Raw genomic sequence first — 22,659 nt, 5'->3', positions numbered from 1 at the left:
GCCATGCTGCATCGTTTAGATTCCGCCGATCTTCCCGCATGAGCAGTCGCTATAACGCCGCCGACATCGAAGTCCTCTCCGGCCTGGATCCGGTCAAGCGCCGCCCCGGCATGTACACCGACACCACCCGCCCGAACCATCTGGCGCAGGAGGTGATCGACAACTCGGTAGACGAGGCGCTGGCCGGCCATGCGAAGTCGATCGAGGTGATTCTGCGCGACGACGGCTCGGTGGAGGTCAGCGACGACGGCCGCGGCATGCCGGTGGACATCCATCCCGAGGAAGGCGTCCCCGGCGTCGAGCTGATCCTCACCCGGCTGCATGCGGGCGGCAAGTTCAGCGGCAAGAACTACAACTTCTCCGGCGGCCTGCACGGCGTCGGCGTGTCGGTAGTGAACGCGCTGTCGCAGCGGGTGGAAGTGACGATCCGCCGCGACGGCAGCGAATACCGCATGGCCTTCGAGCACGGCGACCGCGTCAGCGAGCTGGACGTGATCGGCTCGGTGCCGAAGAAGAAGACCGGCACCACCGTGCGCTTCTGGGCCGACCCGAAGTACTTCGACTCGCCGAAGATCTCGCTGCCCAAGCTGAAGCACCTGCTGCGGGCCAAGGCCGTGCTGTGCGCCGGCCTCAGCGTGAAGCTCACCGACGAGGCCAGCGGCGAAGTGGTCGAGTGGTACTACGAGGACGGCCTGCGCGACTACCTGCGCGGCGAGCTGGACGGCGCCGAGGCGCTGCCCAACGACCTGTTCGTGCACCACATGGCGCGCGACGTCGAGGGCCTGGAGGTGGCGCTGACCTGGCTGCCGGAAGGCGAGCTGGTGCAGGAAAGCTACGTCAACCTGATTCCCACCGCGCAGGGCGGCACCCACGTCAACGGCCTGCGCACCGGCCTGACCACCGCGATCCGCGAGTTCTGCGACATCCGCAACCTGCTGCCGCGCGGCGTGAAGCTGGCGCCGGAAGACGTATGGGAGCGCCTCGCCTTCGTGCTCAGCGCCAAACTGCAGGACCCGCAGTTCGCCGGCCAGACCAAGGAGCGGCTGTCCTCGCGCCAGGCCGCCGGCATGGTCGAGAACGTGATCCACGATGCCTTCAGCCTGTGGCTGAACCAGCACGTGGACCTCGGCGAGAAGATCGCCCAGCTCGCCATCGAGCGTGCCAGCGCGCGCCTGAAGGCGGCCAAGCAGGTGGTGCGCAAGAAGATCACCCAGGGCCCCGCCCTGCCCGGCAAGCTGGCCGACTGCACCGCCACCGACCTCACCCGCACCGAGCTGTTCCTGGTCGAGGGCGACTCGGCTGGCGGCAGCGCCAAGCAGGCGCGCGACAAGGAGTTCCAGGCGATCCTTCCGCTGCGCGGCAAGATCCTCAACACCTGGGAGGTGGAGTCCACCTCGGTGCTGGCCTCCGAGGAAGTGCACAACCTCGCCGTGGCGATCGGCTGCGACCCGGGCAAAGACGACCTCACCGGCCTGCGCTACGGCAAGGTCATCATCCTCGCCGACGCCGACTCCGACGGCCTGCACATCGCCACCCTGCTGTCGGCGCTGTTCCTGCGCCACTTCCCCGCGCTGGTGCGCGAGGGCCACGTGTTCGTGGCGATGCCGCCGCTGTTCCGCGTGGACGTGGGCAAGCAGGTGTTCTACTGCCTGGACGAGGGCGAGAAGCAGGCGATGCTCGACCGCATCGAGCGCGAGAAGATGAAGGGCGCCGTCAGCGTCACCCGCTTCAAGGGCCTGGGCGAGATGAACCCGCCGCAGTTGCGCGAATCCACCATCCACCCCGACACGCGCCGGCTGGTGCAGCTCACCGTGGACGACGGCGAAGGCACCGCGAAGCTGATGGACATGCTGCTGGCGAAGAAGCGCGCCGGCGACCGCAAGAGCTGGCTGGAGGAAAAGGGCGACCTCGCCACGCTGGAGGTATAACCATCGGCACGGTCGCCGCGGCCCGGTACACGGGTATCGTGCGGACGGCTTCCGTCGGAGCGCCTCCCCATGATGCGTGCGGCCATCGCGCGATTCGCGTTCGCCCTCGCCTGCTGCCTGGCCGGCGGGCGTGCCCTTGCCCAGGACGTCGTCAAGCTCTGGCCCGGCGTCGCACCCGGCTCGGAGCAATGGACATGGCACGAGCAGGCGTTCCCCGACCAGCAGGTCGATGGCCGCCCCATCGGCACCGTGATCGAGAACGTGGTGACGCCGACGCTCACCGCCTACCTGCCCGGACACGGCCACGCCACCGGCACCGGCGTGGTGATCGCGCCGGGCGGCGCCTGCATCTCGCTGGTGATGGACGGCGAAGGCAGGGACGTGGCGCGCCGGTTGCAGCGCGTGGGCATCGCCGCCTTCGTGCTGAAGTACCGCCTCCTGCACAAGCCAGGGCAAGGCATGCCGAAGGACCTGAGCGAGGACCGCGCCTGCCGCTGGGGCATCGCCGACGCCGTCCAGGCGCTCCGGCTGGTGCGCCGGCATGCCGCGCAATGGCACGTGGCGCCGAACCGGATCGGCCTGCTGGGCTTCTCCGCCGGCGGCATGATCGCCAGCGAAGTGCTGGTGCAGAAGGATGCCGCCCTGCGCCCGGATTTCGCGGCCCTGGTGTATGGCGCGCCGTTCGAGTCCATGCCCCCCGTTCCCGCCGGCCTGCCGCCGGTCTTCATGGCCTGGGCGAAGGACGACGACACGGCCGGCGACGCGATGACGCGCTTCCGGCAGGCCCTGGTCAAGGCCGGCAACAAGCCGCAGGTCCACGTCTACGACGCCGGCGGCCACGGTTTCGCGGCACGCCGGCCGGACACCGGCAGCGCGCACTGGCTGCAGGAGTTCGAAGGATGGCTGCGGTCGCGGAAACTGGCGGGCGCCCCCTGACCCGCGGCGGCCGCCACGACGACGCCGGCGTTTTGCTCGGCGGCGCGCCGGCGCTAAGGTAGGCCGATCTTCCACGGACCGCGCGCATGGCCCTCGCCCCTCCCTTCGACCTGCAACGCTGGATCGACGAGCACCGCCACCTGCTCAAGCCGCCGGTCGGCAACAAATGCATCGTCGACGGCGACTTCATCGTGATGATCGTGGGCGGCCCCAACGCGCGCACCGACTACCACTGGGACGAAGGTCCGGAATTCTTCTACCAGCTCGAGGGCGAGATGGTGCTGAAGGTGCAGGACGACGGCGTGGCGCGCGACCTGCCGATCCGCGCCGGCGAGATGTTCTACCTGCCGCCGCGCGTGCCGCACTCGCCGCAGCGCATGGCCGATTCGATCGGACTGGTGATCGAGCGGCGGCGCCTCGCGCACGAGAAGGACGGCCTGCTGTGGTTCTGCGAACGCTGCAACCACAAGCTGTACGAGGAGTACTTCACGCTCGACAGCATCGAGCGGGATTTCCCGCCGGTGTTCGAGCGCTTCTACCGCTCCCCCGAGGCGCGCACCTGCGCCCGCTGCGGGCACCTGAACCCGGCGCCCGCGAAGTACGCCTGACCGGCGCGCGGCGGACCGTTCCGGCCAGGCCGCCCGCCTAGCCCGGCGACCTCTGCAGCCACAGTCGCGCCATGCGCCGCAGCGACTCGTCCGCCTGCGGATCGTGCGCGAGAACCTCGATCGGCATCCAGGCCAGCGCCAGCGATTCCTCGCTGGGCGCAAACGCCTCGCTGCCGCACGAGCGCACCACGTAGCGCACGTCGTAGTGCCAGTGTTCCGGCTCGCTGCCGCGCGCCGGGATGCGGTGCGCGTCGAGGTCGAAGATCTCGCGTTCCAGCGCGAGGTCGCCAAGGCCCGACTCCTCCTCCGCCTCGCGCAACGCCACCGCGGCGAGATCGGCGTCGCCGTCGGCATGGCCGCCCAGTTGCAGCCAGCGGCCTAGCTTGCGGTGATGGGTGAGCAGCACGCGCGCGCCGTCCGCGCTTACCAGCCAGGCCGAGCCGGTGAAGTGGCCGGGCGCGTGGCTGCGTTCGAACACGGCGGCGTCGGATGAGAGGAATCCGGCAAAGCGCGCGACGGTTCCGGCACGCGCCGGATGGCGCGCCGCATGCCTCTCCAGGGCGACGGAAAGTTCGGAAAAATCGTGGGTCATGACTTGTGGCACGAGAGCGGAAGAACGCCGCTCATTATAGCTGCGGCGCGGCTTGTGCCCCTCCACCTCCTCCGCTATGGTTGGCCGTCCGCCGGCTCGTCGCGTCATGTCTCGCCGCGGTTCCGGACGAGCGCGACGTCTGTTTCCATGGGGAGCCACACATGCTGTTCAAGCGCGTCAAACCGATCGACCAGATCATCGCCACGGCGGAAAAGAAAAGCCTCACGCGACAGCTCGGCGCGTTCCAGCTCACCATGCTCGGCATCGGCGCGATCGTCGGCACCGGCATCTTCGTGCTCACCGCCGAGGCCGGGCAGAAAGCCGGCCCCGGCATGATGGTCGCCTTCGTGATCGCCGCCGCGGTCTGCGCCTTCGCCGCCCTGGCCTACGCCGAGCTTGCCTCGATGGTGCCGGTGGCGGGCTCGGCCTACACCTATACCTATGGCGTGCTGGGCGAAGGCACCGCATGGGTGGTGGGCTGGGCGCTGGTGCTGGAATACACCATCGCCGCCAGCACGGTATGCGTGGGCTGGGCCGGCTACGTCAACGGCCTGCTCACGCACCACGGGCTCGGCCTGCCGCACGCCCTGCAGGTGGGCCCGATGGACGGCGGCAGCTTCAACCTGCTGGCCTGCCTGATCGGCCTGGCCATCACCGGCCTGCTGGTGGTGGGCACCTCCAAGTCGGCCAAGGTCAACACCGTGCTGGTGCTGCTCAAGATCACCGCGCTGATCGCCTTCATCATCGTGGCGCTGCCGGCGGTGAAGGATCCCAACTTCACCCCCTTCACGCCCAACGGCTGGGGCAGCCCGATGGGCGGCGTCGGCGTGCTGGGCGCGGCGGCCTCCATCGTGTTCGCCTACATCGGCTTCGATGCGGTCTCCACCGCCGCCGAGGAAACCAAGAACCCCAACCGCAACATTCCCATCGGCCTGATCGGCTCGCTGAGCGTGTGCACCATCTTCTACCTGCTGGTGAGCTACAGCGCGATCGGCTCGGTCGGCTCGCAGCCGATGCTCGGCCCCGACGGCCTGGCGCTGGAACCGGGCACGCCGGCGTTCGCCGCCGCCTGCCAGGGTTCCGAGGCCCTGGTGTGCAGCAAGGAGGCGCTGGCCCACGTGGTGCGCCTGCTCGGCTACACCAACACCGCCGGCTTCATCGCCTTCGCCGCCAGCATCGCGCTGCCCTCGGTGATCCTCACCATGACCTACGGCCAGACGCGCATCTTCTTCACCATGGCGCGCGACGGCCTGCTGCCCGCCAAGCTGGCCAAGATCCATCCGCGCTTCCACACCCCGCACATCATCACCCTCATCACCGGCACGTTCGTGGCGCTGTTCGGCGCGCTGTTCCCGGTGGGCATCCTGGCCGACATCACCAACTCGGGCACGCTGTTCGCGTTCATGATGGTGGCGGTGGGCGTGCTGATCCTGCGCGCCAAGCAGCCGCAGCGTCCCCGCCCGTTCCGCACCCCGCTGCCCTGGCTGGTGTGCCCGCTCGCCGTGCTCGGCTGCCTGCTGCTGTTCGTCAACCTGTCCGAGAAGGCCATCGTCACCTTCTTCGCATGGGGCGTGATCGGCCTGGTGGTGTACTTCCTGTACGGCTACCGCAAGAGCCACCTGGCTCGCGGCGTCGAGTCGGACTGATCCGCGCGATCGCGCGCACTGACCGCCACATCCCCCGGCACGACACCGTCGTGCCGGTCTCATGTACGGAAGCCACATGCTCAAGCAGCTCCTCGCCCGCAAGACCGATTTCACCGATGCCGAGGATACCCACGGCCCCGCCCTGCAACGCACGCTCGGCCCCTGGGGGCTGACCGCGCTCGGCATCGGCGCGGTGATCGGCGGCGGCATCTTCGTGATCACCGGCCAGGCCGCCGCCGAGCACGCCGGCCCGGCGATCATCCTGGCCTTCGTGATCGCTGCGGTCTGCTGCAGCTTCACCGCGCTGTGCTACGCCGAGTTCGCCACGCTGATCCCGATGTCGGGCAGTTCCTATTCCTACGCGTACGCCACCCTCGGCGAGCTGGTGGCCTGGTTCATCGGCTGGAACATGGTGCTCGAATACGGCGTCTCCGCCTCCGCGGTCGCGGTCAGCTGGACCGGCTACTTCGTCAGCCTGCTCGACCATGTCGGCATCCACCTGCCCGCCGCGCTGACCAATGCGCCGCTCGCCTACCAGGGCGGCCACCTGGTCGCCACCGGCGCCCTGTTCAACCTGCCGGCCGTGGCGATCGTGCTGGCGCTCACCTGGCTGTGCTACGTCGGCATCCGGGAATCCAGCGGCGCCAACCTCGCCATGGTGATCCTCAAGGTCGGCCTGATCGTGATCGTGATCGTCGCCGGCTGGCGCTACGTGAACCCGGACTACTGGCAGCCGTTCATCCCGGCCAACGAGGCGCCGGAGAAATACGGCTGGTCCGGCATCATGCGCGCCGCCACGCTGGTGTTCTTCGCCTACATCGGCTTCGAGGCCACCTCCACCGCCGCGCAGGAGGCCAGGAACCCGCAGCGCGACCTGCCGATCGCCACGCTGGCCTCGCTCGCGATCTGCACCGTGCTGTACATCGGCATCGCCGCCGTGATCACCGGCCTGCTGCCCTTCGACCAGCTCGGCACCGCCGAGCCGGTGGTGACGGCGGTCAAGGCGCACGCCTCGCTCGGCTGGCTGCGCTGGGTAGTGGAGATCGGTGCGCTGATCGGGCTGTCCTCGGTGATCCTGGTGATGGTCATCGCGCAGCCGCGCATCTTCATGATCATGGGCCGCGACGGCCTGCTGCCGCCGGTGTTCGCCAAGATCCACCCGCGCTACCGCACGCCGCACATCAACACCGTGATCACCGGCCTGGGCATCGCGGCGCTGGCGGCGGTGTTCCCGCTCGACGTGCTCGGCGACCTGGTCTCGATGGGCACCCTGATCGCCTTCGTCGCCGTCTGCGCCGGCGTGCTGATCCTGCGCCGCACGCGCCCCGAGCTGCCGCGCACGTTCCGCGTGCCGTGGGCGCCGGTGACCTGCACGCTCGGCGTGTTCAGTTGCCTGGTCCTGCTGTACTGGGAAAACTGGTACCAGTGGCTGATGCTCGGTATCTGGACCGTGCTCGGCATGGCGATCTATTTCGGCTACGGGCGGCGGCACAGCCAGTTGCGGCGGCAGTTGGAAACGGAGTCGCGCTGATTTCCGGCAAGCATAAGTTCGCCGAAATGCCATGAACGTCGGCGATCCCGTAAAATCCGGATGGCAAGAAAACAGCCTCCCAAATCTCCAGGGAGATTGAGATTTTCATCTCAAGTCATTGTTTTAAAAGACTTTAACGAGAATTTTTCGAGAAAATCTGGACCTGCCACCGCCCAATCGCGCCGGGCGGGAGTATCATCCCCAGTCCGCGGGTTGATCACTTGGCAGTGGGCCCCGGATCGCCGCCCGGCGCGTCACGCAACAGGTCAGCTCCTCAGCATGGCGCGCCGGGCAGCACTTTCTTCGGCCACCAGGGCGCTCGCCCGGCCATCGACGAGCAAGCGCCATCGGGCGACGGACACGAAAACGAAAAGGCCGGCATGACGCCGGCCTTTTTGCGTTGCGGCAGCGTGCGCTGCGCGGTCAGGCTTTCTTCGGGGCGTGCGATACGCACCAGCCCTTCGCATTGACCGACTTGCCCGGGAACAACTGGCACGGACCGTAGCCGGTGGGGCCGCCCGTGTAGAACTGGCAGTTGGCGCAGTCGTCGCCCGCCTTGTGCTTCGCGTCGGTGGTCTTGCTGGCGTCCTCGACATAGCCCAGCGCCTTGGCGGTCGGATCCGTCTCCGTCACGTGCGGCAGGTCGGCCGCGCGCGCGAAACGCGGCAGCCCGCCCACGACCGCGGCGGCGGCGGCCGTACCCGCGGCCATCTTGAGGAAGCGGCGACGCGACTCGATATTCTTTTCTTGCGACATTGGTATACCTCCGTCTTGGATGATCCGCCGCCAGCGGCGGCGAGCCCGTGCCCGATAGTACGCCCGATCGCCCGTGCAGACCTGATTTGCAAGTGGTTCGCATTCATCGGAATGCGCGGTGCGCGGCATGTTATAGTCACCCATCGTTTGGACGTCCAAATCCCATGAACCAGACCTTCCCCGCTCCGCTCGATCCGGAGAACTTCGCGCGTTGCGCGGACGCCATCGCCGATGCCGCGCGCGAGCTCGCCGCGGCGGGCTGGACGCCGGCGACCAGCAGCAACTTCTCGATGCGCCTGGACGCCGGCCACGCCGCCATCACCGTCTCCGGCCGCGACAAGGGCAAGCTGGGCCGCGACGACATCATGGTGGTGGACATGCAGGGGCAGGCCGTCGGCACCGGGGCCCGTCCCAGCGCCGAGACCGCGCTGCACACCCAGGTCTACCGCCGCTGGCCGGACGTCGGCGTGGTGCTGCACACCCATTCGCGCACGCAAAGCGTCGCCTCGCGGCTGTTCGCCGGCGCGGGTGCCGTCCGCCTGGAAGGCTGGGAGCTGCAGAAGGCGATCACCGGCTACAGCACCCACGAGAGCGTGCTGGAGATACCGGTGTTCCCCAACACGCAGCACATGCCCGACCTGGTCGCCCGGGTGGACGCCTGGCTCGACGCCGGCAAGCCGCTGCATGCCTACCTGATCGACGGCCACGGCATCTATACCTGGGGCCGCGACATGGCCGAGACCCGCCGCCACCTGGAGGCGCTGGAATTCCTGCTCGCCTGCGAACTCGACCTGAGGAGGCTGACCGCATGAGCCGCTTGCGCATCTTCGACGACCGGCAGCCGGAACAGCCGCTGGCCGTGCACACCACGCTGGAGGAGATCGCCCGTGAGCTGGGCCGCATCGGCGTGCGCTTCGAGCAGTGGCAGGCCACCCAGCCGATCGCGCCCGGCGCCGGCCAGGACGAGGTGATCGCGGCCTATCGCCGGGACATCGACCGCCTGATGCGCGAGGAAGGCTACCAGGCCGTGGACGTGATCAGCCTCGCGCCGGACCATCCCGACCGCGCCGCGCTGCGCCAGAAGTTCTTGAGCGAGCACACCCACAGCGAGGACGAGGTGCGCTTCTTCGTCGCCGGCAGCGGCCAGTTCACCCTGCACGTCGGCGGCAAGGTCTACGACGTGCTGTGCGAGCAGGGCGACCTGATCGGCGTGCCGGACGGCACGCCCCACTGGTTCGACATGAGCGAGGCGCCCTACTTCGTGGCCATCCGCCTGTTCACCAACAAGGATGGCTGGGTGGCGAACTTCACCGGCACGGACATCGCCCAGCGCTTTCCGCGGATGACGCCGCAGGCGCCGGCGGCCGGCCGCGCCTGACGCCGCCCTGCGTACCGCGGTCGATCGGCCGCGGTGCGCACGCTACACTGGCCGACCTTCTTCGCACGGCTGCCGCCATGATCGAAATCCGCGCCATCGTCACCGACATCGAAGGCACCACCAGCTCGATCAGCTTCGTCAAGGACGTGCTGTTTCCTTATGCGCGCAAGCGCCTGCCGGGCTTCGTCGAGACCCACGTCGACCGCCCCGAGGTGCAGCACTGGCTGCACGAGGCGGCGAAGGAAGCCGGGCTGGTCGAGGCCAGCCGGCAGGAAGTGATCGAGATGCTGCTGCGCTGGATCGACGAGGACCGCAAGTCGACCGCGCTGAAGGCGCTGCAGGGCATGATCTGGAAGGAAGGCTACGAGGCCGGCGACTACCGGGCCCATGTCTATCCCGAAGTGGCGGCCCGGCTGCACCAGTGGCGCGCCGACGGCATCCACCTGTACGTGTATTCGTCCGGCTCGGTGCAGGCGCAGAAGCTGTTCTTCCGATACAGCGAGGCGGGCGACCTGACGCCTCTCTTCGCCGGCTACTTCGACACCGAGATCGGCCCCAAGCGCGAGGCCGCGTCCTACCGGCGGATCGTCGAGGCGGTCGGCGAGCGGCCGGAACACATGCTGTTCCTCTCCGACATCGTCGAGGAGCTGGATGCCGCGAGCGCCGCCGGAATGCAGACCGGCTGGCTGGTGCGGCCGCCGCAAGCGCTGCCGGCACGGCCGGCGCATACGGCCTACGCCGACTTCGACGCCATCGCTCCCTGATCCCCGCCACCCGCGCATGCGCACCGCACTGACCACCCTGCTCGCGTTCGTCGCCGGCGTGGCGCTGGCCGTTCTCCTGCTGCGCGCGCCCGTGCCGCAGCAGGGCGGGCACGGCCCTGTCGCCCCGCCTGCGCCGCCGGCCGCATCGACCGCCGCCGCACCGGCGCCCGTACCCGGGGACGACACCGCATCCGACGACTGGCCGCCGCAGGCCCCCACGCCGGAACAGGTGATCTACGCGCAGCCGCAGAAACTGCACGAGGCCCTGGCCGGCCTTGGGCCGCGCGTTCCCGGCCGCCCCAACCTCTACCTGCTCGCCTTCGCCGCCGACGGCAGCGAGGACGTGTTCCGCAACGAGGCCGAATACGCGGCCACCCTGTTCACCCACCGCTTCGGCCCCGGCGCGCACGCGCTGGTGCTGGAAAACAGCCCGGACGCGCTGTCCACCCGGCCGCTGGCCAGTTGGAGCAACCTCGAGGCGGCCCTGGACGGCCTGGCCCGCGTCATGCAGCCGGAACAGGACATCCTGCTGCTCTACGTCACCACCCACGGCAGCGAGGACCACACGCTGCTGGTCGACATGGACCCGCTGCCGCTGGACCAGATCGGTGCCCAGGACCTGGGGGCGATCCTGGCCAAGCGCCCGTTCAAGTGGAAGGTGGCGGTGATCAACGCCTGCTATTCCGGCGGCTTCGTGCCGCCGCTGCGCGGGCCGGGCACCCTGGTGCTCACCGCCGCGCGCAGCGACCGCAGCTCGTTCGGCTGCGGCAGCGATTCGGACGCCACCTACTTCGGTCGTGCCTGGCTGGTCGATGCGCTGAACCGCACGCCCGATTTCATCGAAGCGTTCAAGCTGGCCTCGCGCGAGATCGGCAACTGGGAACAGCGCGACAAGCTGACGCCGTCGGAACCCCAGATCGACGTCGGCAAGGGCATCGCCGCGCAGCTCGCGCGCTGGCGCGAAGGTCTCGCCATCGGCGCGCCCGTGCCGTTCAAGCCGCCACGCGATAGCGCACCCTGACACCTTCCGCGGCGAGCCCCGCTCGATCGCCTGGCACGACCATTCGGCGCAAGCGGGGCGGACCTGCCCGACCATCCGTTCGACTTGCTTGCCGTGCTCTCTCGACCTGAGCCGGCGCGCCGTTCAGCGTGCCTGTTCAACGCGCCCGTTCGGCATGGCGCTCGGCCAGTACCGTGGCGACCTGGGCCAAACCGAGCCCGCGCGCATGCAAGGCCACCGTGAGGTGGAACACGAGGTCGGCGGCCTCGCCGAGCAGGGCCGCGTCGTCCTGTGCCACCGCGGCAAGCGCGGTCTCCACGCCCTCCTCTCCCACCTTCTGCGCGATCCGCCGGATCCCCCCGTCGAACAGGCCGGTGGTGTAGCTGCCCGCGGGCCGCTCGGCATGGCGGCGCGCGACCAGGGCATCCAGTTCGGCCAGGAAGCCCAGCGGCGGGCGGACCGCCGCGCTTTCGCCGAAGCAGCTCGAGGTTCCTTCGTGGCAGGTGGGCCCGTGCGGCGCGGCCTGCACCAGCAGGGTATCGGCGTCGCAATCGATGCGGACGGATTTCAGCTCGAGCACGTGGCCGGAGCTTTCGCCCTTGGTCCACAGGCGTTGCCTGCTGCGGCTGTAGAAAGTGACATGGCCGCTGCGCCGGGTCTCGGCCAGCGCCTCGGCATTCATGTAGCCGAGCATCAGCACCTCGCCGCTCAGCCAGTGCTGCACGATGGCCGGCAGCAATCCGCCGCCCTTGGCCCAGTCGAGGTCGGAAAGATCGGGAGAAGCGTTCGCGCGAGTCATCGGGATACCTGCTATGGGCATGCGCCAAGGCATGCAAAGAGTTCGTTCTTCACGTCATTCAAGCGAAAGCTGGAACCTAGTGCCTTTGAAGCCCCTTCACCGTGCGAAAGGCACTGGATTCCGGCCTGCGCCGGAATGACGGCTCGGCGGACACGTACCGCTGCTATCGACATGCGCCAAGGCATACCAAGGAACCCGTTTTCACTTCGTCATTCCAGCGAAAGCTGGAATCCAGTGTCTTTGAAGCCGTGTCGCCGCGCGAAAGGCGCTGGATTCCGGCCTGCGCCGGAATGACGGCTCGGCGGACACGTACCGCTGCTATCGACATGTGCCAGGGCATACGAGGAATCCGTTTTCACGTCGTCATTCCAGCGAAAGCTGGAATCCAATGTCTTTGAAGCCGTGTCGCCGTGCGAAAGGCGCTGGATTCCGGCCTGCGCCGGAATGACGGCTCGGCGGACACGTACTGCTGCTATCGATATGCGCCCAGGCATGCAAGGAACCCGTGTTTTCCACACCGTCATTCCAGCGAAAGCTGGAATCCAGCGCCTTTGAAGCCGTACCGCCGCGCGAAAGGCGCTGGATTCCGGCCTGCGCCGGAATGACGGCATCTGGGAATGCGTACCGCCATGAGCCGTTCCGGGAAATACGCATTCTCCTGCCCTAGGAAACGCGCACCGCCACGCCCTGATCCCTCAGGTAACGCTTGAGTTCGGGTATCGCGATGGCCCCCGAGTGGAACACGCTGGCGGCCAGCGCGCCGTCCACGTCGGCATCCACGAAGGCGTCGCGGAAATGCGCCGGCGCGCCGGCGCCGCCGGAAGCGACCAGCGGCACGCGGCACAGCGCGCGCGCCACTTCGAGCTGCGCCAGGTCGTAGCCGCGGCGCACGCCGTCGCTGCCCATGCAGTTGAGCACGATCTCGCCGGCGCCGCGCTGCTGCGCCTCCACCAGCCAGTCCAGGGTGCGTCGCGCCAGCGCCTGCGTCTTCGCGGGGTCGCCGGTGTACTGGCGCACCCGCCATTCGCCATCGCCGTCGCGCAGGCTGTCGATGCCCACCACCACGCACTGCACGCCGAAGGCCGCGGCCAGTTCGTCGATCAGCGCCGGTCGCTCCAGCGCCGGCGAATTCACCGAGATCTTGTCCGCGCCCGCATGCAGCACCGCGCGCGCCTCGTCGACCGAGCGGATGCCGCCCGCCACGCAGAACGGGATGTCGATCGCACGCGCCACCCGCTCGACCCAGCCCCGGTCCACGCTGCGCCCCTCGGGGCTGGCGGTGATGTCGTAGAACACCAGCTCGTCGGCGCCCTCGTCGCGGTAGCGCAACGCCAGTTCCACGATCTCGCCCATCACCACGTGGTCGCGGAAGCGCACGCCCTTGACCACCTTGCCGTCGCGCACGTCGAGGCAGGGAATGATGCGACGGCTCAGCATGCCTTCCTCCCTTCGCCCACCATGCGCCTGGCTGCCGATTGGCAAGAGCGCGCAATCCCGCGCTTCGCATGCAGGCGCCCCGCTCTTTCATGCAGGGAGAAAGGCAAGCGCCCCCGATACGTCGCGGTCTTCATGCGGCCAGCGCCTCCGCCACGGTGAAGCGCCCTTCCAGCAGTGCGCGGCCGAGGATCACGCCGCCGGCCCCCGCCCCGCGCGCGGCGCGGATGTCGTCCAGCGAGCGGACGCCGCCGGACGCCTGCACCGCAAGCTGCGGCACGGTTCCGGCGAGATGGCGGTACAGCTCGAGGTTGAAGCCGGCCAGCATGCCGTCGCGATCGATGTCGGTGCAGAGAAGGTGGCGCGCGCCGCGCGCGGCGTACCACGGCGCCAGTTCGTCCAGCGTTCGCGCCTCCAGTTCGGTCCAGCCGGCGCTGGGCAGGGCCCAGCGGCCGTCGATGCGGCGCGTGTCGAGGGCGATCGTCAACCGTTCCGCCCCGTGCGCCGCCAGCCAGTCGGCGACGAGGTCGGGATCGCGGATCGCCACGCTGCCGAGCACGACCCGGCTCACGCCGGCGTCGAACAGGCGCTGCAGATCATCCGCGCCGCGCACGCCGCCACCGGCCTGCACCCTCAGGCCGACGCGGGCAATCGCCTCGATCGCCGCGAGATTGTCGAGGCTGCCGGAGCGCGCGCCGTCGAGGTCGACCAGGTGCAGCCACGCGGCGCCGGCATCGGCATAGCTGGCCGCCAGCACGCGCGGATCGGCGCCGTAGGTGGTCTGCCGCGCATAGTCGCCCTGCGCGAGGCGCACCACGCGGCCGCCGTGCAGGTCGATGGCGGGAATCACGTCGAAGGTCATAGCGCGAGGAAGTTCTTCAGTAGCTTCGCGCCGACGGCGGCGGAGCGCTCGGGGTGGAATTGCATGCCGTGGAAATTGCCGCGCGCGACCACGGCGGAAAACGGCCCGCCGTAATCGGCGGTCGCCAGCGTCCAGTCGCCGGTCGGCACCGCAAAGCTGTGCACGAAATACGCCTGCTCGTCCTCGCCCAGGCCGGCCAGCAGCGGATGCGGCCGTACCGTGGCCAGGCGGTTCCAGCCCATGTGCGGCACACGCAGGCCGGGAGCCTCGGTGAAACGCTGCACCGGCGCGGAAATCAGGCCGAGGCACTCGGTGTCGCCCTCCTCCGAGCGCGTGCACAGGAGCTGCATGCCCAGGCAGACGCCGAGCACCGGCTGGGTCAGCGAGCGCAGCAGGCCGACCAGGCCCATGCCGCGCAGGCGCGCCATGCCGGGGCCGGCCGCACCCACGCCGGGCAGGATCACCTTGTCGGCGGCGCGGATCGTCGCGGCGTCCGACGTCAGCGCGGCATCCACGCCCAGCCGCTGCAGCGCATAGCGCACGGAACCGATGTTGGTGCCGCCCGCATCGACCAGCACGACCGCCATCACAGCGCTCCCTTGGTGCTGGGCAGTTCGCTGCCTTCGCGGCGGATCGCCTGGCGCAAGGCGCGCGCCACCACCTTGAAGCAGGCTTCGACCATGTGGTGCGCGTTCTCGCCGCGCACCGACAAGTGCAGGTTGGCGCCCAGCGTCTCGCACAGCGAGCGGAAGAAGTGCGGCACCAGTTCGGTGGACAGCCCGCCCACCCGCTCGCGCGGAAAGCCGCCCTCGAACACGAAGTACGGGCGGCCGGAAAGATCCAGCCGCGCGTCCGCCGCGCTCTCGTCCATCGGCAGCGAGAAACCGTAGCGGCCGATGCCGCGCTTGTCGCCGAGCGCCTGCTTCAGCGCCTGGCCCAGCGCCAGCGCGCAATCCTCGACGGTGTGGTGCTCGTCGATGTGCAGGTCGCCATCGCAGTTCAGCTCCAGCGCGAAGCCGCCGTGCTTGCCGATCTGCTCCAGCATGTGGTCGAAGAAGCCCAGCCCGGTACGCACCTGCGGCTCGGCGACACGGTCCAGGTTCACGCTGACGCGGATGCGCGTTTCCTTGGTATCGCGGGACACCGTCGCCGTGCGCGGCGCATCCAGCAACTGCTGCGCCAGTTCGGTCCAGCCGAGGCCCTGCGCGCCCACCCGCAGGCCGCGTACGCCGAGGTTGGCGGCGAACGCGAGGTCGCTTTCGCGGTCGCCTACCATGACCGAGGCCGCCCTGCTCCAGCCGTCGTCGGCGAGGTAATGGCGCACCATGCCTACGCCGGGCTTGCGCGTGTCGAGGTTCTCGTGCGGAAAGCTGCGGTCGACCAGCACCTCGCGGAAACGGATGCCCTGCGAGTCGAGGATGCGCAGCAGCAGTTCGTGCGGCCCGCGGAAATGCGGCTCGGGGAAGCGGTCCGTGCCCAGGCCGTCCTGGTTGGTCACCATCACCAGTTCGTAGCCCGCCGCGACGAGGCGCTGCAGCGCGGCGATCACGCCGGGCAGCAGGTCCAGCTTCTCGTAGCTGTCGATCTGCTCGTCGGCCGGCTCCACGATCAGGCAGCCGTCGCGATCGACGAAAAGCAGCTTACGGCTCATGCCTGCCTCCCGCCGGACGCCGCGCGCAGCACCTCCAGCACCCGCGCGTTTTCCTGCGGCGTGCCGAGGGTGATCCGCAGCGCATCGTCCAGGTTCGGGTGGCGCCGCACGTCACGCACCACGATGCCGGCATCGAGCAGCCGCCGGTAGGCGGCGCCGGCATCGTCGAAGCGCACCGCAAGGAAGTTGGCCTGCGACGGCAGCACCGCCCGCACGCCCGGCAGCGCAGCCAGCCGCGAGGCCATCCGCGCGCGCTCGTCGCGGATGCGCCGGACGTGCCCCCACATGTCCGCCCGGCCCTGTGCCGACAACGCCTCCAGGGCCACCGCCACGCATGGCAGCGGCAGCGGATACGGCGGCATGATCCGGCGCAGCAGGGCGACGACTTCGGCATGCGCGAGCAGGCAGCCGATCCGCGCGCCGGCCAGCGCCCAGGCCTTCGACAGCGTGCGCAGCACGGCGACGTGGTCGTAGCGGTCGATCAGGTCCGACACGCTGCCGTCGTCGGCGAACTCCACATAGGCTTCGTCGACCACCAGCAACGCCCGGCCGGCCAGCGCCCCGGCCAGGCGTTCCACCTGCGCGCGCGGCACGCACCGGCCCGCCGGATTGTTCGGCGTGCAGACGAACACCAGTTTCACCTCCGGCGTGAGCGCCGCCAGCACGGCATCCACGTCCAGCCCGAAGTCGCCGGCCAGCGGCACTTCGATCACACCGGCGTGCTGGATGCGCGCGCATACCGCGTACATGCCGAAGGTCGGCGGCTGGATCAGGATCGCGTCCTCGCCGGCCCGGCAGAAGGCGCGCACCAAGAGGTCGATCGCCTCGTCGCTGCCGCGGCCGACCAGCAACTGCTCGCGCCGCACGCCATAGAGCGTTGCCAGCGCATCGACCAGCGCCGCCGGCTGCGGCTCGGGATAGCGGTTGCAGCCCAGCGCGTCGCCGGCCGGCGGCCACGCCGATTCGTTCGCGTTGAGCAGGACCTGCCCGCCGCTGGCTTCCATCCGCGCGGACGAATACGGCTGCATGGCGCGGATTTCCGCGCGCGCAAGTTCGAGCACGCTCATGGCCGCGCCTCCAGGGCTGCCAGGCGCAACGTCACCGCGCGGCGATGGGCTTCCAATCGTTCCGCGGCGGCGAGCGTCGCGGTGCACGGGCCGATCGCGCGCAGGCCGGCGGCGCTCAGCTCCTGCACGGTGATCTGCTTCTGGAAACTGGCCACCGACACGCCGCTGTAGCTGCGCGCATAGCCGTAGGTGGGCAGGACGTGGTTGCTGCCGCTGCAGTAGTCGCCCACCGATTCCGGCGTCCACGCGCCCAGGAAGACCGACCCGGCGCTTTCGACGCCGTCGAGCAGGGAGCGCGGCTCGGCCACCTGAAGGATCAGGTGCTCGGGCGCGTAGCGGTTGCTCACCGCGAGCGCCTGCGCCAGCGACTCGACCGCGATCAGCCGGCTCTGCGCCAGCGCCTGCCGCGCGATGGCGGCACGCGGCAGGTCGGCGCACTGCCGCTCGACCTCGCCGGCCACCGCGTCGAGCAGCGCCGCGGACGGACTGAGCAGGATCACCTGCGAATCCGGACCGTGCTCGGCCTGCGACAGCAGGTCGGCGGCGACGAACGCCGGATCGGCGGCGTCATCGGCGATCACCAGCACTTCCGACGGCCCGGCCGGCATGTCGATGGCCGCGCCCTGCGGGTCGGAGGAAACCTGCAGCTTGGCTTCGGTGACCCAGGCATTGCCCGGGCCGAACAGCTTGTCGCAACGGGGCACGCTGGCCGTGCCGTAGGCCATCGCCGCGATCGCCTGGGCGCCGCCGAGCTTGAACACCTTGTGCACGCCGGTGACGCGCGCCGCGTACAGCACGGCCTCGTCGCAACTGCCGTCGGCGCGGGCCGGCGAGCACAGCACGACCTCGCGGCAGCCGGCGACGCGGGCCGGCACGCCGAGCATCAGCGCGGTCGAAGGCAGCGGCGCGCTGCCGGCCGGCACGTACAGCCCGACCCGGTCGATCGGGCGCAGCATCCGCTCCACCCGCACGCCTTCCGCGGTGTCCACGGCCACTTCCTGCGGCGCGCCGGCGCGGTGGAACCGCTCGATCCTCGTGGCCGCCTCGCCGATCGCCGCCTTGAGCGCGGGGTCCAGCGACGCCTCGGCTTGCTCGAACTCCTCAGCCGTCACCTCGATGGCGTCGAGCGCACAGCGGTCGTAGCGCGCACTCAACTCGCGCAACGCCCCGTCGCCTCCATTGCGCACTGCCGCGACGATCCGCTCCACGCCCTCGCGCAGTTCGGCCGCGCGCGATTGCAACGGCCGCGCGAGAGCCTCGCGCCGCGCCGCGTCGTCCAGCCGGTTCCAGTCGAGCCGCTTCATGCCAGCATCTTCTCCACCGGCAGCACGAACATTTCGCGCGCGCCGGCCTTCTTGATTTCCTCGAGCTGGCGCCAGCTCACCTCGCCGGCGCACAGCGCCTGCAGCATCAACTGGTCGGGCTGCCCGGCCACCGCCAGCAAGGTGGGTTGCGGGCCGCCGGGCAACAGCCGGGTCACCGCGTCCAGCGTGTGGCGCGAGGTCTGCAAGAGCAGCAGGCGCGACTCGCGCACCTGGATCACGCCGTCCAGCCGCTTCAGCAACAGCTCGACCATGTCGCCGCGCTCGTCCGCCGGCAGCACGGCCGGCCCCGCGAGCACCGCCTCGCTCTCCAGCAGCACCTCGGCCTCGCGCAACTGGTTCGCCACCAGCGTGCCGCCGCTCTGCACCAGGTCGCAGATCGCGTCGGCCGTGCCCAGCTTCGGCGCGATCTCCACCGATCCGGCCAGGGTCACCACGCCGGCGTCGATGCCGTGCGTACGCAGCCACTCGCCGAGCAGGCCCGGGTACGAGGTGGCGATGCGCTTGCCGGCCAGTTGCCGCGCCTGCTGGTAGTCGAGCTCCTGCGGCACCGCGATGGACAGGCGGCAGCGGCCGAAGCCCAGCGGCCGCCATTCGTTGAGCGGCTCCGCGTCGCGTCCGGCGGTGAGGCTGAACTCGTCGAGCACGTTGCGGCCGACGATGCCCAGGTCGCAGACGCCCTGCGCGATCAGGCCGGGGATGTCGTCGTCCCGCACCAGCAGCAGGTCGACCGGCTCGCCCTCGCCGAAGCAGAACAGCTTGTCGCGGCTCTGCCGGAAGGTGAGCCCGCAGCGGCCGAGCAGTTCCAGCGCCGGCTCGGTCAGGCGGCCGGACTTCTGCATCGCGATGCGCAGGCGATCGCGCGTCTTCATGCCCTGGCCTTGCCGGCGGCCGACTTCGCCGCCGCGCGCCGCCGCGACGCACGCGCCGTGGCCGCCAGGTAGCCGCCGTTGCCCTGGTTCAGGTAGCGCGCCACCCGCCCGATCGTGGTGATGCTCACCGCCGTGCGCTCGTGGATCTCACGGTACGACACGCCTTCCAGCAGGTAAGGCACTACCCGCCACCGGTCCACCAGCACCTCCAGCTCCGCCGGCGTGCACAGGTCGCGCAGGAAGGCCAGCATCTCGTCCGCGTTCTTCAGCGACAGCAAAGCCTCGCACAGGCTCAGCTCCACCGACTCGGAGGAAGTCTCGGGATCCAGCGATCGACGTTTCATAATGTGCTAATGCGTTAGTACAATGGATCGTCATCGTACCGGATCGGAGCCCGGCGGTTCAAGCCCACCACGAAGCGCGGCGGCCGCCATCCCGGTCAAAGGCTGGCAATCGACCGACCATGCACTCAGGCGCAACCGGCTCGACGCACTTCGCTGCACGGTCGATCGGTTGAACGGCGGCGACGGTACGGCCTTTCTCGCCAGCAGCAGCAGGCCAGCAGCATGGCCATCGTCGCGTGACTTTCCACGCAAGGGTGTCTCTCGCAGCTGTTATACCGCGCCGGGGCGAATGCGCAGCGAGCCGATCAGTTGGTCCCACAAGGCCTTCGCCTCCGCATCGGTCTTGATGGTGGACTTGCCGTCGTCGGTCGGCTGGATGGTCATGTCCACTTCCATGAAGGGACGGGTGACGTCGTTGGGGACGCCATCGGCGCTCCAGAAGAATTTGCGTATATGGGTGCCGGGCACTTCGTCATATGGCGCGCTGATGCCGATCTGGTAGCCGTCCTGTCCGGCCGCCTTGAGATCGCCGCGGTCGATCACGCCTACATGACCCTGGACATTCGCACGCAGGATGTTGAGTTCGCCGTCCACACGGTGCCGCAGCGATGGCTCGTCCTTGTTCACCGCGTCAATGGCATGGGCATCGATCACGAATTGCGCATCAGGGTGATCGGCGAAGCGCACGACCAGAGTGAAGCTTTCCTTGACCGGCGGTTTACCGCTATCGGCAAACATCCCGCCATCGACGCAGAAGCCGGGTTTGGTGGGCGGCGTGCGATTGTTCAAGGGGGTGAAACTGGTGGCGGCGGCCCATAGGATTTGACGGTCCTTTGCATAATTATCTGCCCCAGCATCTTCAAATTTAAAAACATAGTCCATATTATTAAATATTTTGTGTACCTCTGAAATGATTCCAGAGGATGTTGGGTCAGGCATATAGCCTAAGACTACTTGTTGCAATGAGTCGTCGATATCGAACCCAAGCAGTTGTGTTTTCCCATAAAGTTTATCTGGATCAAATCCCCCGGCTTTTGCCATTGCATCATGACGGGGACTTCTTTGAATTTGATGTGTCTGTAAATCCTTTGCTCTTACTTCTAGCTGCTGCTTGACCTGCTCGAAACTATCCACCTGCTTCGGTTTTTGTGGCTCGATAAAGTGATAGCTGGCATCGATACGCGCGTTGGCACCAACCGGCAGATCGATCACGAAGCGGCCGATACACAAGCTATAGGGCTGACTAGGCATGGGTGTGGCTCCGTGGACCATTGCAGACCAACCGATGACGCTGACCCACAGGACCGGAGAAAGCATTCGCAGAAAACGTGTCATGACGATCTTTCCTGTTCATAGCACTTTGGCCCTCTGCAGCAATCTGCCGATGGCGTACAGCGTGCAATGGCGCACGTCCTCGTTGTTGTAGGCCGCCTGGTGCTCGAAACCTTGCATACGGAAACTCTGCTGGATGCTGCCGCCGCCCTGCACGAAGGGCGCTTCGCCCGAGCAGTCCGGCACTGTCTCATCGCCGGGCTGCGGATAGCCCATATCGCCGGGAGCGACGATCTCGAACCTGATCTTCGACGCATCGGCCGGGGAGTTCACAGTGACCGGATTGCTGCCATCCCCGGGTGGCGCGGCCAGCAGTTGCGCCGACGTTATCGAAGCCGTTGTGCGGCTTTTCCACAGCAGATTGCCGTAGGCGGGATGTTTCTTGGCGTCAGCACCGTAATGAACGTAGGTCCGCGGGTGATAGTAAGTGCCGAGTGCGCAGTGAAAATCGGAAACACTGGTTATGTTCTTTTGGAAAATGGTCCATGGATTAGGCAATTTTTTCGCTGGATCAATCAGCGCCGGATCCATCAGCCGCCACCAGACATCGTTTTTTAAATAAATCTCCACGTAAGGGTCTGACTGGGGCAACTCCATCGCCGGCGTCGACCCTTCCCCCAGTTGCGCCTTCAGCCACGCCTTCTTGCCGTTGGCCTCGTACTGCTGATTGGGCAGCAGCTCCATCGCGCCGGGCGCGTTGGCGAAGACCGCCGAGACCTGCGCCGCATTGCGCCCCAGCACCCAGCCGGAAATGCCGCCGTAGCCGTTGCGACAATGATGGTACGCCGCAGCCGCGCCATTGGCCGGCTGCTCGCCATGCACAATGCCAAGCACTTTGTCCGCGGCATTGCCGTAGGCTGCATGTACCGCGGCGCGGCTGGTGAGACCACCCATCGAGTGGGTGACCAGGATGACCTGTTCGCAGTGGTAGCCGCAATCGGTCTGTGCATTCCAGTAATCAATGATCTTCTGGATGTCCTCCGCCAGCACCTTGCCGGCCTCACCGTTGCTCTTGAGCCAGTTGTAGCCGTGGATATGTACCGGGCAGAAGAAATGGTCCCAGGCGTTGTTCGACGCCTCCTTGTCGAGCTTCTGGAATGGCTTCTGGGCATTCCAGGTGGTGTCTTTCTGGGTGCCATCCACATAGCGCTGCCATGGCGACGGATGCCCGGCATGGGTGGCCTGGCCGTGGTCGTTCAATTGATCGTCGAGCCAACGCGCGAACTCGCCGTAGAACGCGCGTGAGGTCGTGCCCTGGCGGCGCAGCTTGGCGGTCTTCTCGTCCGGCACGCTGGCGCTTTTGCCAAACCAGCGACCACGATCGTCCACTTCGGCCTTGTCCGGCGCGAGCTTGGTTTGCCGCGTGCTCGCCGAGCGGAAAATCCATTGGAACAGGATCGACGTGGTGGAATTAGTGTTCCACACTTTTTCCATGGTGCTGGCGTCGCGCAGGTTCGAGCCCATGATGCCGGGCACGAAGATGACCGGCACGACCGTGGTAGGCCTGATGCACATCAGGCCACGCACCTTCTGTTCGGTCGGCGTGAGCCGGGTACTCGCGCTGATCCCGCCATCGGCCGTGGATTCCTGGGGCAACGGCTGCGTGGTTTCCTCACTCATGATCTCGTCCTTGATCGATCACGCCTTGCCCAACCATTTGACAATCATGCCGTCCAGACTCAGGCCTTTTTGCAGCATGGTCCAGCCGTCGTTGTCGGTGACGCCCTTGATGACAGCGCCGTCGCCACGATGAATCTCGTACTTCTGGTTCGGCGCCGGCTTGCCGCTGCGCGTGACCATCTTCACCCGCTCGTCGAACTTCACCTCATCCCAGCTA

The 22,659-nt window shown here is 68.2% G+C and carries 22 protein-coding genes and 1 pseudogene; 9 read left to right on the top strand and 14 right to left on the bottom strand.

The features are described from left to right. Positions 1 to 38 precede the first annotated feature (38 nt). The 3 genes from parE to ASG87_RS04065 all read left to right on the top strand — a co-directional run bounded on the left by parE (position 39) and on the right by ASG87_RS04065 (position 3,472). Positions 39 to 1,928 carry a DNA topoisomerase IV subunit B gene (parE, locus tag ASG87_RS04075; RefSeq protein ID WP_056001249.1) on the top strand — a complete coding sequence of 630 codons (1,890 nt, stop codon included), beginning with the start codon at positions 39 to 41 and terminating at the stop codon, positions 1,926 to 1,928. A gap of 69 nt (positions 1,929 to 1,997) precedes the next feature. Continuing rightward, positions 1,998 to 2,864 (top strand): alpha/beta hydrolase, encoded by an 867-nt coding sequence (locus tag ASG87_RS04070; protein WP_056001246.1) that lies wholly within the window; start codon positions 1,998 to 2,000, stop codon positions 2,862 to 2,864. A gap of 86 nt (positions 2,865 to 2,950) precedes the next feature. Further along, entirely contained in the window at positions 2,951 to 3,472 is a 522-nt protein-coding gene (locus ASG87_RS04065) for a 3-hydroxyanthranilate 3,4-dioxygenase (protein ID WP_056001244.1), read from the top strand. A 37-nt stretch (positions 3,473 to 3,509) separates the two neighbouring features. Here ASG87_RS04065 and ASG87_RS04060 read toward each other — a convergent pair whose 3' ends face one another. After that, positions 3,510 to 4,064: an NUDIX hydrolase gene (locus ASG87_RS04060; RefSeq protein WP_056001241.1), complete on the bottom strand. Its 555-nt coding sequence runs from the start codon at positions 4,062 to 4,064 to the stop codon at positions 3,510 to 3,512. Positions 4,065 to 4,225: 161 nt separating this feature from the next. On the opposite strand from ASG87_RS04060, the gene ASG87_RS04055 reads away from it, so the two are divergent. Next, positions 4,226 to 5,710 (top strand): amino acid permease, encoded by a 1,485-nt coding sequence (locus ASG87_RS04055; RefSeq protein ID WP_056001238.1) that lies wholly within the window; start codon positions 4,226 to 4,228, stop codon positions 5,708 to 5,710. Between the two features lie 76 nt (positions 5,711 to 5,786). After that, positions 5,787 to 7,241: an amino acid permease gene (locus ASG87_RS04050; RefSeq protein WP_056001490.1), complete on the top strand. Its 1,455-nt coding sequence runs from the start codon at positions 5,787 to 5,789 to the stop codon at positions 7,239 to 7,241. Between the two features lie 423 nt (positions 7,242 to 7,664). Here ASG87_RS04050 and ASG87_RS04045 read toward each other — a convergent pair whose 3' ends face one another. Then, positions 7,665 to 7,997: a high-potential iron-sulfur protein gene (locus ASG87_RS04045; RefSeq protein WP_056001235.1), complete on the bottom strand. Its 333-nt coding sequence runs from the start codon at positions 7,995 to 7,997 to the stop codon at positions 7,665 to 7,667. A gap of 164 nt (positions 7,998 to 8,161) precedes the next feature. Here ASG87_RS04045 and ASG87_RS04040 point away from each other — a divergent pair, with 164 nt between their 5' ends. From ASG87_RS04040 to ASG87_RS04025, 4 genes are all read left to right on the top strand, one after another. Continuing rightward, on the top strand, positions 8,162 to 8,809 hold the full coding sequence (locus ASG87_RS04040) for a methylthioribulose 1-phosphate dehydratase (RefSeq protein ID WP_056001232.1): 648 nt from the start codon (positions 8,162 to 8,164) through the stop codon (positions 8,807 to 8,809). Continuing rightward, positions 8,806 to 9,375: an acireductone dioxygenase gene (locus tag ASG87_RS04035; protein ID WP_056001230.1), complete on the top strand. Its 570-nt coding sequence runs from the start codon at positions 8,806 to 8,808 to the stop codon at positions 9,373 to 9,375. Before ASG87_RS04040 ends, ASG87_RS04035 begins: the two co-directional genes overlap by 4 nt. A gap of 77 nt (positions 9,376 to 9,452) precedes the next feature. After that, entirely contained in the window at positions 9,453 to 10,139 is a 687-nt protein-coding gene (mtnC, locus tag ASG87_RS04030) for an acireductone synthase (protein ID WP_056001228.1), read from the top strand. Positions 10,140 to 10,155: 16 nt separating this feature from the next. Further along, entirely contained in the window at positions 10,156 to 11,160 is a 1,005-nt protein-coding gene (locus ASG87_RS04025; RefSeq protein WP_056001226.1) for a C13 family peptidase, read from the top strand. Positions 11,161 to 11,296: 136 nt separating this feature from the next. On the opposite strand, the gene hisIE is transcribed toward ASG87_RS04025, so the two are convergent. The 12 genes and pseudogenes from hisIE to ASG87_RS03965 all read right to left on the bottom strand — a co-directional run. Beyond that, positions 11,297 to 11,938 (bottom strand): bifunctional phosphoribosyl-AMP cyclohydrolase/phosphoribosyl-ATP diphosphatase HisIE, encoded by a 642-nt coding sequence (gene hisIE, locus ASG87_RS04020; RefSeq protein ID WP_056001223.1) that lies wholly within the window; start codon positions 11,936 to 11,938, stop codon positions 11,297 to 11,299. Between the two features lie 663 nt (positions 11,939 to 12,601). Next, complete coding sequence (hisF, locus tag ASG87_RS04015; protein ID WP_056001220.1) at positions 12,602 to 13,375, bottom strand: imidazole glycerol phosphate synthase subunit HisF; 774 nt, start codon at positions 13,373 to 13,375, stop codon at positions 12,602 to 12,604. 130 nt (positions 13,376 to 13,505) lie between these two features. Beyond that, positions 13,506 to 14,234, bottom strand: a complete 729-nt coding sequence (locus tag ASG87_RS04010) for a 1-(5-phosphoribosyl)-5-[(5-phosphoribosylamino)methylideneamino] imidazole-4-carboxamide isomerase (protein ID WP_056001217.1) — start codon at positions 14,232 to 14,234, stop codon at positions 13,506 to 13,508. Beyond that, positions 14,231 to 14,821 (bottom strand): imidazole glycerol phosphate synthase subunit HisH, encoded by a 591-nt coding sequence (gene hisH / locus ASG87_RS04005; RefSeq protein WP_056001214.1) that lies wholly within the window; start codon positions 14,819 to 14,821, stop codon positions 14,231 to 14,233. The genes ASG87_RS04010 and hisH overlap by 4 nt, the downstream gene beginning before the upstream one ends. Beyond that, positions 14,821 to 15,885, bottom strand: a complete 1,065-nt coding sequence (gene hisB, locus ASG87_RS04000; protein ID WP_056001212.1) for a bifunctional histidinol-phosphatase/imidazoleglycerol-phosphate dehydratase HisB — start codon at positions 15,883 to 15,885, stop codon at positions 14,821 to 14,823. The genes hisH and hisB overlap by 1 nt, the downstream gene beginning before the upstream one ends. Further along, on the bottom strand, positions 15,882 to 16,952 hold the full coding sequence (gene hisC, locus ASG87_RS03995) for a histidinol-phosphate transaminase (protein ID WP_056001209.1): 1,071 nt from the start codon (positions 16,950 to 16,952) through the stop codon (positions 15,882 to 15,884). The genes hisB and hisC overlap by 4 nt, the downstream gene beginning before the upstream one ends. After that, on the bottom strand, positions 16,949 to 18,256 hold the full coding sequence (gene hisD, locus ASG87_RS03990; protein WP_056001206.1) for a histidinol dehydrogenase: 1,308 nt from the start codon (positions 18,254 to 18,256) through the stop codon (positions 16,949 to 16,951). The genes hisC and hisD overlap by 4 nt, the downstream gene beginning before the upstream one ends. Next, positions 18,253 to 19,146: an ATP phosphoribosyltransferase gene (hisG, locus tag ASG87_RS03985; protein WP_056001203.1), complete on the bottom strand. Its 894-nt coding sequence runs from the start codon at positions 19,144 to 19,146 to the stop codon at positions 18,253 to 18,255. The genes hisD and hisG overlap by 4 nt, the downstream gene beginning before the upstream one ends. After that, positions 19,143 to 19,490, bottom strand: coding sequence for a YerC/YecD family TrpR-related protein (locus ASG87_RS03980; protein ID WP_056001200.1), 348 nt, complete (start codon positions 19,488 to 19,490; stop codon positions 19,143 to 19,145). Before ASG87_RS03980 ends, hisG begins: the two co-directional genes overlap by 4 nt. A 270-nt stretch (positions 19,491 to 19,760) precedes the next feature. Beyond that, positions 19,761 to 20,825 carry a T6SS immunity protein Tli4 family protein gene (locus ASG87_RS19835; protein ID WP_157510874.1) on the bottom strand — a complete coding sequence of 355 codons (1,065 nt, stop codon included), beginning with the start codon at positions 20,823 to 20,825 and terminating at the stop codon, positions 19,761 to 19,763. 15 nt (positions 20,826 to 20,840) lie between these two features. Then, complete coding sequence (locus ASG87_RS03970) at positions 20,841 to 22,442, bottom strand: hypothetical protein (protein ID WP_056001194.1); 1,602 nt, start codon at positions 22,440 to 22,442, stop codon at positions 20,841 to 20,843. 18 nt (positions 22,443 to 22,460) lie between these two features. Further along, positions 22,461 to 22,659 (bottom strand): annotated as a pseudogene (locus tag ASG87_RS03965) (hypothetical protein); the annotation flags it as partial.

It is taken from the genome of Frateuria sp. Soil773 (assembly GCF_001428405.1).
Classification (GTDB): Bacteria; Pseudomonadota; Gammaproteobacteria; order Xanthomonadales; family Rhodanobacteraceae; genus LMSL01.
The sequence above is the reverse complement of the archived record's forward strand: the minus strand, read 5'-3'. Positions and strand labels throughout refer to the sequence as shown.